The 15325-nt window shown below is 42.9% G+C and carries 11 protein-coding genes and 1 tRNA gene; 5 read left to right on the top strand and 7 right to left on the bottom strand.

Annotation, left to right across the window (positions count from 1 at the left end; all coding sequences use genetic code 11):
* Window positions 1-28: 28 nt before the first annotated feature.
* Window positions 29-301, bottom strand: a complete 273-nt coding sequence (locus tag ACVW0P_RS20620) for a hypothetical protein (protein WP_354427197.1) — start codon at window positions 299-301, stop codon at window positions 29-31.
* 195 nt (window positions 302-496) lie between these two features.
* Between ACVW0P_RS20620 and ACVW0P_RS20615 the strand changes: the two genes are divergently transcribed.
* Entirely contained in the window at window positions 497-1405 is a 909-nt protein-coding gene (locus ACVW0P_RS20615; protein WP_354427198.1) for a hypothetical protein, read from the top strand.
* Window positions 1406-1623: 218 nt separating this feature from the next.
* Window positions 1624-4590, top strand: coding sequence for an outer membrane beta-barrel protein (locus ACVW0P_RS20610; protein ID WP_457133744.1), 2967 nt, complete (start codon window positions 1624-1626; stop codon window positions 4588-4590).
* A gap of 65 nt (window positions 4591-4655) precedes the next feature.
* On the opposite strand, the gene ACVW0P_RS20605 is transcribed toward ACVW0P_RS20610, so the two are convergent.
* The 5 genes from ACVW0P_RS20605 to ACVW0P_RS20585 form a co-directional block, all read right to left on the bottom strand.
* Window positions 4656-5321: a hypothetical protein gene (locus ACVW0P_RS20605; RefSeq protein ID WP_457133743.1), complete on the bottom strand. Its 666-nt coding sequence runs from the start codon at window positions 5319-5321 to the stop codon at window positions 4656-4658.
* Between the two features lie 76 nt (window positions 5322-5397).
* Window positions 5398-6018: a hypothetical protein gene (locus tag ACVW0P_RS20600; protein ID WP_457133742.1), complete on the bottom strand. Its 621-nt coding sequence runs from the start codon at window positions 6016-6018 to the stop codon at window positions 5398-5400.
* A gap of 111 nt (window positions 6019-6129) precedes the next feature.
* On the bottom strand, window positions 6130-7815 hold the full coding sequence (locus tag ACVW0P_RS20595) for a sodium/sugar symporter (RefSeq protein WP_354427207.1): 1686 nt from the start codon (window positions 7813-7815) through the stop codon (window positions 6130-6132).
* A 47-nt stretch (window positions 7816-7862) separates the two neighbouring features.
* Window positions 7863-9191 (bottom strand): xylose isomerase, encoded by a 1329-nt coding sequence (gene xylA, locus ACVW0P_RS20590; RefSeq protein ID WP_457133741.1) that lies wholly within the window; start codon window positions 9189-9191, stop codon window positions 7863-7865.
* A 51-nt stretch (window positions 9192-9242) separates the two neighbouring features.
* Window positions 9243-10736, bottom strand: a complete 1494-nt coding sequence (locus tag ACVW0P_RS20585; RefSeq protein WP_457133740.1) for a xylulokinase — start codon at window positions 10734-10736, stop codon at window positions 9243-9245.
* A 176-nt stretch (window positions 10737-10912) separates the two neighbouring features.
* On the opposite strand from ACVW0P_RS20585, the gene ACVW0P_RS20580 reads away from it, so the two are divergent.
* Both ACVW0P_RS20580 and ACVW0P_RS20575 read left to right on the top strand, forming a co-directional pair.
* Window positions 10913-10986: transfer RNA gene (locus tag ACVW0P_RS20580), tRNA-Asp, on the top strand.
* A 253-nt stretch (window positions 10987-11239) separates the two neighbouring features.
* On the top strand, window positions 11240-12457 hold the full coding sequence (locus ACVW0P_RS20575) for a site-specific integrase (RefSeq protein ID WP_457133739.1): 1218 nt from the start codon (window positions 11240-11242) through the stop codon (window positions 12455-12457).
* A gap of 52 nt (window positions 12458-12509) precedes the next feature.
* Here ACVW0P_RS20575 and ACVW0P_RS20570 read toward each other — a convergent pair whose 3' ends face one another.
* A complete protein-coding gene (locus ACVW0P_RS20570; RefSeq protein WP_457133738.1) occupies window positions 12510-13466 on the bottom strand; it encodes an HNH endonuclease in 957 nt (318 codons plus the stop codon).
* Window positions 13467-14101: 635 nt separating this feature from the next.
* Here ACVW0P_RS20570 and istA point away from each other — a divergent pair.
* On the top strand, window positions 14102-15325 hold a 1224-nt coding region (istA, locus tag ACVW0P_RS20565; protein ID WP_457133737.1), incomplete at its 3' end, for an IS21 family transposase.

The raw sequence follows: 15325 nt of genomic DNA, 5'->3' as shown, positions 1-15325 counted from the left end.
TGCTTCATTTTTGGAAATGGGATAGGTATTATTTCAGCTGGCTTATATTATCAAAAAATGCGGTTTGCAAATCAAGTAATGTTTTAACATTCACTTTTTCACCATAAGTATCAAAACACAAAAACTTGGCTTTTGCAGGATCGTTATCTTTCCACTTTTCAAAAAAATTGAAGGTTTCAAAAAAATAGTGATTAGTAGTTATCTTACTTCTTCCGCTCGTTTGGGATGTATTTAATCTGAATCCGAATGCATCCATCCATTTATGCACTTTGTTATGCAACGACCCTTTAAAATTATCCATAGGTTAATGTTTTTTTATGTTTAACGAAAACATCATCTCGAAGGTTGTAGCCCAAACGAAATACTTGTTAACATATGTTATCTCCCGTCTGTAGGCATATTCATTGGCATTTGAAAGATAATTTATTCCACATAAATAATTTTTTGAAACCAAATGTTAATAACTCCGTACAAGACCCTACACTCACAAAAGATTATGAAAAGAAACAGACTTTTATTAGCAACTATAGCACTTAGCCTACTAACAGCAGGTGCATGTAAAAAATCTACAACCCCGGGCCCGCAAGGCGTTCAGGGAAAAACCGGAGGCACTGGTGCTACTGGCGCAACCGGTGCAGCAGGGCCACAAGGAGCAACTGGCGAAACCGGTGGTACAGGTGCAACGGGTGCAACGGGTGCTACAGGAACAGCAGGCCCTGCTGGCCCCGCAGGACCACAAGGCCCGGCCGGACCAGCAGGGGGACCAGTAGGCCCAACGGGTGCTACAGGTGCAACTGGACCGCAAGGGCCGCAAGGCGAAAAAGGTGAGACCGGCGCAACGGGTGCCAATGGCACAAACGGAACTAATGGCGCAACAGGTGCTAACGGCACTGCAGGTGCAAACGGCACTAACGGAGCTACAGGCGCAACCGGTGCCACTGGCGCTACTGGTGCACAAGGCCCTGCCGGCCCCGCCGGTGCTACTGGCGCACCAGGCCAAACAGGTGCCGCCGGCCAAAATGGGCAAAACGGACAGGACGGGCAGGCTAATGTTCAAAGTTTCTTGTTACCAAACAAATCGGTAACATTAACCGGCTTAACAAGGTTAACCATACCTGCAATTACACAAAGCGTAGTTGATCAGGGTATCGTATTGGTTTACTTTAGGGTTAGTGGTTCCGGAACCGGCTATTACGCTCTTCCATACAGCGAAGCTGACCGTACGTTAAGTGTGTCAAATTTTGGATTAGGTTATGTTGATGTGAAAGCTAACTTTACAGCCACCGGTTTAGACTTTAGGGTTGTTGTAATAGCAGGTACATCAATGACCACGCTATCAATTACACACCCCGGCTTAAACGTGAGAAATTTCAATCAGGTAGCATCTACCTTTAGGTTACAATAGCCTATACAACAGCTGTATATTAAGAGTTTGTTAAAAGCCCTCCCAACATTAGTTGGGAGGGCTTTTATATTTTGATAATGTAACAATCCTATCGTTTAGATATTAAAATATGTAACAATGCTATGATTATTAAATATTTAAACCGAATAAAGTGAACATTTGCTCAATAAATGTGTCTATCCGATACTGTAACAGCCCCTTACGTGTAAAAAATGATTATGAAGTACCTCTATTTAATATTAGCATTTATTTGCATTAACGCTTTTAAATCTACCGCGCAGGAAAGGCCTGTAAGCGGAACTATTATCGATTCTACCAAACTATCCCTGCCCGGTAGTAACATAAAGCTGCGCAACGAACTTGGCGACAGTACAGTTACCATTGCGGATGTTGACGGAAAATTCACCTTCCCGGCAGTAAAGGGTACCAAAATAACGTTAACCATCAGTTCTATTGGTTACGAAGGGCTTATTAAACATTTCACCTTTGCTGCAGACAGCAAAGCCGTTGTGCTTGATCCCATAATATTAAAATCATCAACCAGGCAATTGGGTGCGGTAACCATTGTAGGTGTTAATCCGGTGGTGTTTAAAGAAGATACTGTACAATACTCCGTATCTGCATATAAGGTACGCGAAAATGCTCCCATTGAAGATGTACTGAAAAAAATCCCGGGGCTTGATGTAGCTAAAGATGGTACCGTATCATCGCAGGGAAAACAGATAACCAAAGTACGGGTAAATGGTAAAGACTTTTTTGGCGGCGATGTACAAAGCGCTACCAAAAACCTTCCTGCCGATGTTATTGAAAGCGTACAGATAGTTGATGACTACGGCGACCAGGCAAACCTTACTGGCGTTAAAACAGGCGAACCGGCCAAAATCTTAAACTTCACCATACGCAAGGATAAAAACTACGGTTACTTTGGCCAGGCCACGGCTGGCGCGGGCCGCGACTGGTTACCGAAGCAAGAAAATGCAGATGTTAAAAACGATGCCCGTTACATAGGCCTTGTAAACTTTTTTAAATTTAAGGGCGACCAGCAGATCTCAGTTTTAGGAAACCTTAACAACACCAATGTAAACACATTTAGCTATGGCGCTGCTACAGGCGCCGCGGCAGGTGGTGGTGGCTTTGGCGGCGGTGGTGGCGGCGGGCGGGGTAACGCTGCACGTGGTGGCGGTTCAACGGGGTCTACAACCAATGCAAATGGTATTACCAATGCACGTTCTATCGGTTTAAACTTTAGGGATCAGTGGGGTAAAAACCTATCCGTTTACGGTAGCTATAGCTTTAGCAATAATAGTACTTATACTAACTCTACAACGTTGCAAACCAATTTCGGCAATAACCCGAGCCAAAGTACCCAAAGCAGCCAGGAAACCAGTAGACCAACTAACCACCGGTTTAATTTTAACCTGGAATGGCGACCGGACACTCTTAACAATTTAAAGGTTACCCCCTCGTTTACATACAACGCAACCGATGTCAACAGCTTTGACGACCAAACGTTGGTTAGGAACGATACTACCAGGCTAGCTTACACATCAAACTCTATTAGTAATTCAACTTCGCCAAGCTATGGATTAAACGGCTATTTTAATCACCGTTTTAAAAACAGCAAACGTAATTTGTATATCGGTTTTAACGCAAGCACAAATAAAAACTCGCAGTTTGATAACCCGGTAAACACCTATACGATTGGTTCGGGAACTACGCCGGCAAACCAAGTAATTTATACCGATAGCCGTACTAATACATACGGCGCAAACCTATCATACCAGGAGCCAATTGGTAAGGTATCATTTCTGGAGCTTAACTACGCCTTTAGCCATAATTTTACATCAAGCAATAAGGAAACCGATACCTTGTACATGGCCTCTCCTCAATTGTACAACAACTATGCTTTGTTAAGTAACAACTATAATTATACTTTTACCACAAACCGTTTCGGATTAAACTATCGCATGATTGAGAAGAAGTATAATCTAACCTTAGGTGTTGGCGCTCAACCTGCTAAACTGGAAGGTATTAATCTTAGCAATAACGTCTCTACTAGTGTATCAACATTTAATATTATACCTGCAGCAAGCTTTAATTATAACTTTAGCAGGAGCCAGGCCCTACGCTTTAATTATAATGGCAGCAGTAATCAGCCTGCCTTCAATCAGTTGCAGCCGGTGCTTGATTTTTCAAATGCCTTATACCCGGTACAAGGTAACCCTAACTTGAATCCCGAGTTTACAAACAATCTGTCGTTACGTTATAATGCATTCAGTTTCCAAACGGGTAATATCTTTTTAGTGGGCTTAAATTTTTCACAAACAGATAACAAAATAGTTCAAAATACGGTGAACTACGCATCGGACTTTACAGCTGCGGCACTGGCAGCCGACCCCAGCTTGGTTAACTTTAAAAATGCTACATTAATAAAGTATCTCAATACAGACGGATACTATTCGGCAGGCGCTAACATCATTTACTCAAAACCATGGAAAGAGCGCCGTTATACTTTGACGTTTAATGGTAACGCCACCTATACCAACAACATTGGTTTTTCGCAGGATGTACATGCCGATAATACCATTACGCCAATACAGAAGAATATTGCCAAAACGCTTAGCTTAATACCCCGTTTGGGCTTTAGGACTAATATTACCGACATAATTGATGCTGAGTTATATGGTAAATATACCGTGAGCAAAACTGATAACTCATTAACATCTTTAGGCAACTCAAACACAAATATCCGCTCGCTTGAATTAGGGTTAAACGGCAAAAACTACGTTTGGAAAGATTGGACCGTAAGCTATGATTATACCAAAACTTTAAACTACGGTTATGATGAGGCCCTTAATATCAAAAATCCTAATATTTTAAATGCATATTTAGAGCGTAGGTTCCTGAAAGATCATCGTGGTACCCTGCGTTTAGCCGCATACGATTTATTTAATGAAAATACAGGTTTCGCTACTACGACCAATGGTAGTACCGTTACCCAAACAAACGTAAACAGGCTTGGTCGTTATTACTTACTAACGTTTACTTTCCGCCTGCAAAAATTCTCAGGCAAGGCCCCTTCAGCTGATCCGGGTCGCGGCATGAGAGATGGTGGCGGTAATGGTGGTGGCAGACCAGGTGGCGGTGGTGGCATGGGCGGCCCTCCAGGTGGCGGCCCGTTCTAATTGCCTGTAAATATAAAAGGCCGCTCAATTATTTGGGCGGCCTTTCTTTTTATAATTAAAGCCGATTATTTATTGCTAAACGCTGTTAATTTAAGCATATCCTGCATCTTGGCTATGCTGATATTGTTTTCTTTTACAAAAGAGTCAATTTGAGCCTCTTTACCCGGAAACTGCTTTGAAAAAGCTTTAAGGGTACTTATCTGCTTATATTCGTTGCCGGCTTTAAGCCAATAAGTTGTTTGGATTTCTGTCATATAACCGGTTGCAAATTTTAAAACGTAATTCCCGGGTTTATCCACGTCGTTTTTTCTGTTGCCAAGTTGACCCGTAAGTGTTGAGCTTGCTGTACCGATACGGCCTTCGAGCGGATCGCCCTGAACAATTTTACCCTTATATTGCGAATACAAAGCAACAGGCGTTTTTGTAAGCTTTTCAAAAAAAACACTTCTGGCTGGTACGAACACCTTGTTTTGAATAACAATGCTATCGATATTACTTACATCGCCTAAAATTATTTTTTTGCCTTCCTGGTCAAACATCATTTCCTGTGTTACTATATTATAATCTAACAAAGCATCAAGCGTTGCCCCATTTTTTTGGAATACCGTGCCGGTAGTAAATTCTGGGAAGATAAATGGTGAAGTAGTTTGTTTGGGGGTACCTTGTGCAAGAATGTTTGATGCACTCAATAATAAAATAGCCGCTCCGGTTAATAAATATGATTTTTTCAATTTAGTACTATTTAGAATGTAACGCGTTAGACTATAACGTTGCCATTAGTTTAAAATAAAAACCGATAATTGAATTTTATTGTTTTTCAAGAATCCCGGTAATTAATGCTTTCCACTGCGGGCCGGATAACCCCTTACGGGCACCCAATGCTATAATGGTATTACGCACGGTATCATAAAAGCCGGTATCAGTATTATTAGCGGTTTCGTTACGGCCATATGCTGCGGCACTAACATGGTTTTTATACCGCTCTACAATTAATGTATTGGTAGAGTTGTGGCTAAAAAAGTGAGCTATTGCTTTACCGGGCTGTTGCGGGTTTGCAATAGGCCTAACTGTTATAGTGATGTATTCACTTTCGGTATTGGTATCACCGTCCTCTTCTAAAGCGTCAATACGTACCCATTCCTTACCGTCCCCGGCTAATGAGCCAGGTGTGGGGATGGGCAAATTGATATAAAATATGTCGCCTTTTTCGGCCATCTTATAAATTTCTTTACCCTGGGTATCTGTTAAAGCAAACTTTGCCGAGTGCGGTCCGCTTAGCACATGCCATTGCGAGATATCCTTTAGTCTATCTTTCGCTAATAAAAATAAGTGGTGTGCTTTTTCAACGGTTGCGCAATCAACAAAATGTATAAAGTCGTTTTTTTCGCCTTCGGTTTGTGGTGGGATATTATCTGTGGCGCTATGCATAGTGTGTGGTTTAATTATATAACACAATAGTTTACAGCGTTGTTTTGATAAGCTGGGGCAGAAATAAAGGCGGCCTTTGGCAAGGCCGCCTTCAATCTGAAGAAAAATATCCTACCAGAAGAATGAATACAGTGCTACGATAATACCAAATACAATTAAAGCACCGGCAGTAAACGCGCGCGATGGTTTAAACATGGCGGCATCAATTTCAAGCCCGTTAGTTTTAACCCCTTTGGCAAGGTCAATTTTTGAGATGATCCACATACCCAGAACGCATAGCAGGAATACAAAGCCCATGCGATCTATAAACGGTATTTCGTAAACACCTTTTTCGTTTAATTTTGAGAAGCCGAATTGGTTAAGCCATTCCAGGTTTGCAAATCGGGGTAAAAATTTAAAGAATACCGAAAAGCAGAACCCGCCAATGGTGGCAAATAACGCACCGTTAGAAGTAGCCTTTTTCCAAAAGAAGCCCAATATAAACATGGCGAAGATACCCGGAGATACAAAACCGGTGTACTCTTGTATGTATTGGAAGCCTTGCTTGCCTTCGCCCATTAATTGCTCTCCAATTAATAACGACATAATTACACCAAGCGCCATTGCTACCACTACAGACCATTTACCCAGCTTAACCAGGCTTTTATCTGTAGCCTCGGGGTTGATGGCTTTTTTATAGATATCTAATGTAAAGATAGTTGCGATACTGTTTGCCTTGCCTGCAAGCGAAGCAACTATAGCTGCCGTAAGCGCCGCGAATGACAATCCCTTCAAGTAAGTTGGTAATAAATTTAAAAGCGATGGATAGGCCTTGTTAGGGTCCATAACGCCTTTTGAGCTCATCATCTCCTGGTGGAACATCCCTTTCTGATAAAGCAGGTAAGCCGCGATGCCCGGTAATACCACAATAACTGGCATCAGTAATTTTAGGAAGGCCGCGAATAGGATTCCCGCACGGGCGGTTTTCAAATCGGCACCAAGGGCACGCTGGGTGATGTATTGGTTACAACCCCAATAATTAAGGTTCACGATGATCATACCACCAATCAATACAGATAGACCCGGCATCTCCATATAGTTAGGATTGCTTTTATCAAATATCATTTTAAAGTGGTCGGCAGCTTCGGTACGCATAATGGTCAAGCCATTCCATAAACCCGTTGTGCCCGATTTTTCGCTGATCAAATTTAAAGCTAAGTAAGTAGCCACTAATCCGCCCAATATCAATACAAATACTTGTATAACATCGGTATAACCAATCACCTTCATACCACCGAGAGTAATGAAAACGGCAAACACAGCAAGTAAAGTAATACAAACCGTGATGTCGATACCAGATATGCCGCTGATAGCCAAAGCGCCCAGGTAAAGGATAGACATTAAGTTTACCACGATGTACAACAATAGCCAAAATATAGCCATAACCATAGCCACCGTGCCGTTGTACCGCTGGTTCAAAAACTGCGGCATCGTAAAAATCTTATTCTTGAGATATATCGGGATGAAGAAAACCGCTACGATAATTAAGGTTGCCGCAGCCATCCACTCGTAAGTAGAAATAGCCAGCCCCATTTTAAATGCCGACCCACTGGTGCCTATAAACTGCTCGGCAGAGATGTTTGATGCTATTAGTGATGCGCCAATTGCCCACCAGGTAAGGGAACCTTCGGCCAAAAAGTAATCTTTAGAGGTAGCATCGGCATTATGTTTACGCCTGTATATCCAATACCCATAACAGGATACGATGATAAAGTAGATAAAAAACACGACATAATCGCCGTTTGATAAGGTCTTCATTTAGGGACTTGGATTAAAAATGGTTTATAATTGGAGCTTAATAATAGTTATATATATCGGTTAATCAAATTCTCGAGATATTCTTGTTTGCCGCTTGCGACGGCGGGCTCGCCGTTTTTGCCGGCATATTTGCGCAGGTCTTCTAATGATAGTTTGCCGGCCTCAAAATCTTTACCTGCACCGCTGTCGAAAGAGGCATAGCGGTCGCTTCTTATTTTCTTATAATCTGATTTTTGGAGGATATTATCAGCAGCAATCAGCGCCCTCGCAAAAACATCCATGCCACCAACGTGGGCGTAGAAAAGGTCGGCAGGGTCAGTAGAGTTACGGCGGATCTTGGCATCAAAATTTATACCGCCGCCGGCAAAGCCACCTGCCTGCAAAATAATGAGCATATACTCGGTAACCTCGGCCACATCGTTCGGGAACTGATCGGTATCCCAGCCGTTCTGCTCATCGCCGCGGTTCGCATCTATCGAACCTAACAGGCCATTATCAGCAGCTACCTGTAACTCGTGTTGGAATGTATGCCCGGCGAGGGTTGCGTGGTTAACTTCCAAGTTCAATTTAAAATCACCCAACAGATCGTACTTCTGTAAAAACCCAAGCACGGTTGCAGCATCATAATCATACTGGTGTTTGGTTGGCTCGCAGGGTTTTGGCTCGATAAAGAAAGTGCCTTTGAAGCCTTGCTTGCGGGCGTAATCTTTTGCGGTATGTAAAAACTTAGCAAGATGCTCCTGCTCGCGTTTCATATCAGTATTCAGCAAGGTCATATAACCTTCGCGTCCACCCCAAAAAACATAGTTCTCGCCACCCAAAGCAATAGTTGCATCAATGGCGGCCTTAACCTGTGCACCTGCATGTGCCAGCGCATTAAAATCGGGGTTGGTGGATGCCCCATTCATATAGCGCGAATGGCTGAATACGTTTGCGGTTCCCCAAAGTAACTTAACGCCGCTATCGGCCTGTTTTTGTTTGGCATATTCAACCATGGTTTGCAAGCGGCGGTCGTTGTCGTCAAGGTTGTTGGTATAATCTACCACGTCCACATCGTGGAAACAATAGTATGGCAAGTTCATTTTGGTGATAAACTCAAAGGCAGCATCCATTTTATCTTTCGCGCGTTCAACGGCATCAGCTTTCGCATCCCAAGGGAAAATATGCGTAGCCCCGCCAAAAGGATCGGCGCCGTTACCATTGAAAGAGTGCCAATAGGCGCATGCAAAGCGCAGGTGATCTTTCATGGTTTTGCCGGCTACCACTTTATCCGCGTCATACCAGCGAAACGCCAGCGGGTTATCAGATTGTTGCCCTTCGTATTTAACCTGGCTAACGCCTTTAAAAAACTCTTTTTCTCCTGTTACTATTCCCATGGATTTATATTTATTATTGAGTTGGCAAATTAGTTATTTGTGTCTTGATTCTTAATTGTCTTGCGTCCCTTGCAAATGCATTTCAAGAATAGCTTTCCAATCCCGGTAAATCGCCTCAAAGGCTTCGGTATTATCCGGTTCAATGTAGCCCACGCGCCCGGCTTTGCTAAAAGCCTCCGCCTGCGATGAATAGATCTCTGCACCGATGCCCGCGCCCAAAGCTGCGCCAAGGCTACCATCATTATTATACAACTCCACAGGCACACCCGTGGCATTTACAAAAGTTTGGGTGAATAGATCGCTCAGGAACATATTGGTTTTGCCGGCGCGGATCACAGTGGGGTTCATGCCGTTCTCCCGCATTATATCCAACCCATAACGGAATGCACAGGCAATACCCTCTTGAGCAGCGCGAAAGATGTGGGCGGGGGTATGTAAGTTAAGATCAATGTTATGCAGGTGCGCACCAATTTGTTTATTGTTCAGCATCCGTTCGGCGCCGTTTCCAAAAGGTAAAATGCGCAGGCCATCGCTGCCAATTGGTGCTTTTGCAGCCTCTTTATTCATCTGCTCATAAGTAAGGGTGCTACCGAATGTGTTTTTAATCCAGCGGTACAGGCTGCCGGTGCCGTTAATGCAAAGCAACACCCCGAGGCGTTTACGCTCGTTGGTGTAGTTTACGTGCGCGAATGTGTTCACGCGCGATTGCGGGTCGTACGCCAACTGGTCGCTTACACCGTATATAACACCCGACGTTCCCGCCGTAGCAGCTACTTCGCCTGGCTTAAGCACGTTTAGTGATAATGCGTTGTTGGGTTGGTCGCCGGCCTTGTAAGTAACCGGAATACCCGCCGTTAGGCCCAATAACGATGCAACATCCGCCGTAACGCGGCCATGTGACGAGAATACAGGCTTAACCGTTGGGAACAGCTTATCGCTAAAACCAAAATAATCTATAATATCTTTTGAAAGGCCATTGAATTGAAAATCAAAGAAGATGCCTTCTGATAAGGCTGATGCCGAGGTGGTGATCTCGCCCGTTAATTTCATGGCGATATAATCGCCGGGGAGCATCATCTTGTCTATCTTATTGTAAATCTCTGGCTCGTTTTGCTTTACCCACGCCAGTTTTGATGCCGTAAAGTTACCCGGCGAATTAAGCATATGCGATAAACAGGTTTCGGTACCGATATAATTAAAAGCTTTATCGCCTATTTCAACCGCCCTGCTATCGCACCAAATAATGCTGTCACGAAGTGTCTTTTGCCCCTTATCCACCAAAACAAGGCCGTGCATTTGGTAAGCGATGCCAATTGCAGAAATATTTTTTGCTTCGAAACCGCTTTTTTTTACACACAAAGCCAGGGCGTACTGCGTTTGCTGCCACCACATTTCGGGCGATTGCTCTGCCCAACCGGTTTGCAGCGAAATGATGGGCGACTCTACATCCGGGTATTGGGCGGATGCGATAACGCTTTGGCTTTCAGCATCAACAACACATACTTTTACCGACGAAGTGCCTATATCGATGCCTAATAGCAGCATGTTTTTGTTCTTTAAAGGTTACGAGAGCCGTTTGCAATTGGTATGAAAAAACGAATTTAACGTAATTTTTGATAAAGTGTCTGTATGACGTGAATTAAGTGGAAAACAATAAAAATGAGAAATTTTAAAAAAGAGTTGTGTAAAACAAAAAGGTGCGTATATTTGCAATCCCAAACGGAGTGGTAGTTCAGTTGGTTAGAATGCCTGCCTGTCACGCAGGAGGTCGCGGGTTCGAGTCCCGTCCATTCCGCTTTTTTAATATCAAAAACAGTAAAAACCCCTTAGATGACATCATCTAAGGGGTTTTTCATTTTCAGGGCATACCAAATTATTCATCTTTTTGCATAGTATATGCGAATAATTCGGGAGTCATGTCAGGTCTGCGTAGAAAACTCCCGAATTGCACCGTAAATAGTTAATTTACAACTTGTTCAGTAATTGAACATCTTGATTCCAAGTGACAAATTAATCAAATTTGTTTCACTTTTAATTAATCAAAAGTCATGAGAACTACTATTTCTTTGCTGTTTTCCCTGAGAAAGCCAAAAAATTATCAATCTGGTGAAATGCCAGTTTATTTACGAATTACCGTCGATGGCCAACGTACTGAACTTGCCGTCAGCCGAAAATGTGAGCCTCAACGGTGGGAGGCCATAAGCGGTCGCGCCACCGGGTCAAAAGCGGATTCTAAAACGTTAAACGCTTATCTTGATAATATCCAATTTAAAGTCCTTGAACTCCATCGCAAAATGTCGGAGGGTGATGAATCCATCACAGCAGAAACAATAAAGAATCGCTTTGTGGGTAAGCATGAGAAAGCGCGTACATTATTGGCAGTATTTGAAGATCATAATCAAAAAATGAAAAGTCTTGTTGGGCAAGAGTTTGAGAAAAGCACATTGCAGCGTTATGAAACCTGTTTAATGCATACCAAAAATTTTATGCAATTGCAGTATAACATTTCAGATATAGCCGTAACAAAAATTAACTTCACTTTTTTGAACGATTTTGAATACTACTTGCGAAGCGTACGCAAATGTGGAAACAACTCTGCTATCAAATACATCAAGAACCTTGGCAAGATCGTTCGCATCTGCCTGGGCAATGGTTGGCTTATAGTTGATCCATATGTAAACTATAAGCCCAAACAGAAAGCGGTACATAGAGAGGTCTTGACTGAAGAAGAACTACGCCGGTTAAGCAAAAAGAAATTCAGCGTCGAGCGACTAAAAACGGTCAGAGATATGTTTGTTTTTTGTTGTTATACTGGTATGGCCTATGTAGATGTTCATAAGTTAAAACGTTCGGAACTTGTCAAGGGGATTGATGGCGATTTATGGATATATACCAGTAGGCAAAAAACGGATACACTTTCGAGAATACCAGTCTTGCCCGTTGCGCTATCCATTATTCGAGCCTACGAGGATCACCCACAATGCGTTGTTAAAGACACGCTACTCCCGGTAATGAGCAACCAAAAAATGAATGCTTATCTTAAAGAGATCGCAGACATTTGCAAAATTAAAAAGCCACTTACATTTCATATTGCAAGGCACACTTTTGCCACAACGGTAACGCTTAATAACGGTGTTCCAATAGAAAGTGTTGCCAAGATGATGGGACACACCAGTATAAAAACAACCCAAATATATGCGAAAGTTTTAGATCATAAGATCAGTTCGGATATGCAACTGCTAAGAAAAAAGTTAGCAGTTGGTTGAGCTGTTGCATATCAACTACCGAGTTTTATTCGGTAGTTGATATTTGATAAAACTATACCTTAAAAATCTGGCTGCGATGCCATTCAAGATTTTCCACTGCGGGCCGGTATTGCTGAGCCGTTGGTAGGATTAATTTTTTCCCCTTTAACTGATTTAAACTATAAGCGTGTATGATATCCTCGTTTATGTGGTTGGATGTAATTACATAATAATTGGAGTCAACCGTGATCAAACCCCGGTCAAATGCACGATGTAGGTTAGGGCACAACGCCAAACCATTGCTGACTTTATCATCATGGGATACACTAAATGGTGTAATATGACAAGCATCAATAAAGTTGTGACCAAATGTGCTTTCCAATCTCATCCCCGTAATGCAACAAGTATTATTATAAACTTTAGGGATCAATTTTTTAAATAGGCCTCCACGAACAAATACATCTTCCTCGGTTTCAACTCTGACGGTTTTATACTTTGCTTCAGGTTCATTCAAAACATATTGCTGCAAATCTTGATAATATCCCTTACCTGATTGCTTGTCTTTAAAATACGCCTGTTGTGTTTCTGGAAAATATGTGGAGAGCAATGCCAACAATATAGTTTGCCGGAATGTTGGCTCTACCAGCAGTTGAAACAATTCAGGATCGAATTGTCCATATTCCAAAACTTGGATCAGCGTATTGACACTTTTAATATGAGCATTAATTTGACAACCAGGTTTAGCGTTTAATTGCCAAATCGCTTTGTTATCTAATTTGTCACTTTGCAGATAAAAGAAAGGCTGGGTAAAATCTGGTTGATGGAGAGTACTAACTAATATGCGCCAGTTCTCCTGAAATGTACCTACCAATTCGGTATCAATGAAAACGCGGTTTTGATTGAAATAGCCATTATTGATAAGTTCAAGCAGCGTAATCAGCAAAACGGGCTTGTGCGGTGCCAAACCATACTTTGTAATGCCACGTTTTAGGTGAGTAAGTTTATGAAGGTAATGGTTTAAATTTGACATTAATCTTTTACAACGTATTTCAAATATAAAAGTTAAAATCAGTTTATGATTTTTGAGTTATGAAGCTACTCATTATTTTGATCTGAATATTAACTATTGTTGATGGTTAAGTGCTTTATGAACGACCACGCCTTATTCAACGCTTAAGCAACAAAAGCGCTTAGCCGAATCAAATGTCAAGGGCGGGCCAGCCGCAGGAAGCGGACAAAGCGGCCCGCTTGTATACCCTTGACGTTTGATTTCGGCTTGGGCTATCTTCGCGACCGCGGTGAATATGGTTAATTCTATTAGACTTTAGTCAAGATTTTTGTTGGTAAAAAAGGACATAATCATACCTTTGATGTATTATAGATATGTTATTATTTACAACATCTCATTTTTCTCCACCATATATATGCGAGATGTGATAATTTATAATTCTTTAAAGCTTGCCGATTTAGAGGTTGTGGGGGTTGTGGAGATTCTGATGAACCAGACTACCTGATTCCGGGGCAAGCTGACCACCAATTCCGGGGCAAACTGACCAGGGGATTCCGGGACAAACTGGCCACCCTGAACGTGTAGCAAATGCTGTAGAAGCAACCATCTTTCGGAGGCAACATATACCTCCAAACATGGCCAATTCGACGATCAGCATGAGTAAGATTAGAAAGATTTTAAGGATGTACAGCCAGCAGCGGCCTATAATGACCATCGCTGCTCAGACTGATGCATCCCGGAATACCGTAAAGAAGTACCTGGCAGCCTTTAAAGCCAGCGGCTTTACCTTCGAAGAGATCGATGCCCTTAACGATAAGGAACTCGAAGATCTCTTCGGGAAAAGCAAAGAACACCCGCCCACCAGCCGCATGCAGTCCATGCAGCGCTGTTTCCCCCACGTCGATAAAGAACTCAAACGCACCAGCGTCAACCGTTATTTGCTATGGGAAGCCTACCGTAAAGAGTTTCCTGATGGCTACCAATACAGCCAATTCTGCTTTTATTACAACCAATGGAAAGCCAGGGTCAACCCGACCATGCACATGGATCACAAAGCCGGTGATAAGCTTTATGTGGACTTTGCAGGCGAAAAGCTAAGCTATACCGACAAGGATACCGGTGAAGTTATTGCAGTAGAGGTCTTTGTGGCTATCCTCGGAGCCAGCCAGCTTACCTATGTAGAAGCGGTTCCGAGCCAGCAAAAGGAAGACTTTATTGCAGCCTGCGAGAATACGCTGCACTTTATCGGCGGCGTTCCCGCCGCCATTGTGCCCGATAACCTGAAGGCAGCCGTGACCAAAAGCAGCCGCTATGAACCCACCCTGAACGAAACGTTTGAGGACTTTGCAGATCATTACGGCACCACCATACTACCAGCGCGGGCGTACCGCCCGCGTGATAAAGCACTGGTAGAAGGTGCTGTTAAGATCATCTATACCAAGATCTACGCGCCTATCAACCGGGTTACCTATCATTCTTTAAAAGAGCTGAATACAGGTATTTGGGAAGCATTGGAAACCCATAACAGCCAGTTGCTTAAAGGACGTAACTATAGCCGCAGGCTACAGTTTGAAGAGATCGAACGGCATACCCTGATACCGCTGCCTGTCCTGCTTTACCAGTTCAAAAAGCACTTTTACGCTAAGGTGATCAAGAACGGCCACGTTAATCTTGGTCCTGACAAGCACTATTATAGTGTGCCTTACCGCTTCATTGGCAAGCGGGTTAAGCTGTTGTATTCCCGCACTATCGTGGAGATCTACTCCAACTATGAGCGTATCGCTTTGCATAAACGGGCAAAGAACCCTTACGGCTATACAACCGATAAAGACCACATGGCCACTACACACCGCTTTGTAACCGACTGGACACCTGATAAG

The organism is Mucilaginibacter sp. UYNi724, assembly GCF_054057495.1.
This window is presented reverse-complemented; position numbering and strand designations above follow the sequence as displayed.

Excerpts from the sequence above, each read along its gene's own strand:
- ACVW0P_RS20620 (WP_354427197.1), bottom strand. The coding sequence starts at position 301 with ATGGATAATTTTAAAGGGTCGTTGCATAACAAAGTGCATAAATGGATG.
- ACVW0P_RS20615 (WP_354427198.1), top strand. The coding sequence starts at position 497 with ATGAAAAGAAACAGACTTTTATTAGCAACTATAGCACTTAGCCTACTA.
- ACVW0P_RS20610 (WP_457133744.1), top strand. The coding sequence starts at position 1,624 with ATGAAGTACCTCTATTTAATATTAGCATTTATTTGCATTAACGCTTTT.
- ACVW0P_RS20600 (WP_457133742.1), bottom strand. The coding sequence starts at position 6,018 with ATGCATAGCGCCACAGATAATATCCCACCACAAACCGAAGGCGAAAAA.
- ACVW0P_RS20595 (WP_354427207.1), bottom strand. The coding sequence starts at position 7,815 with ATGAAGACCTTATCAAACGGCGATTATGTCGTGTTTTTTATCTACTTT.
- xylA (WP_457133741.1), bottom strand. The coding sequence starts at position 9,191 with ATGGGAATAGTAACAGGAGAAAAAGAGTTTTTTAAAGGCGTTAGCCAG.
- ACVW0P_RS20585 (WP_457133740.1), bottom strand. The coding sequence starts at position 10,736 with ATGCTGCTATTAGGCATCGATATAGGCACTTCGTCGGTAAAAGTATGT.
- ACVW0P_RS20575 (WP_457133739.1), top strand. The coding sequence starts at position 11,240 with ATGAGAACTACTATTTCTTTGCTGTTTTCCCTGAGAAAGCCAAAAAAT.
- ACVW0P_RS20570 (WP_457133738.1), bottom strand. The coding sequence starts at position 13,466 with ATGTCAAATTTAAACCATTACCTTCATAAACTTACTCACCTAAAACGT.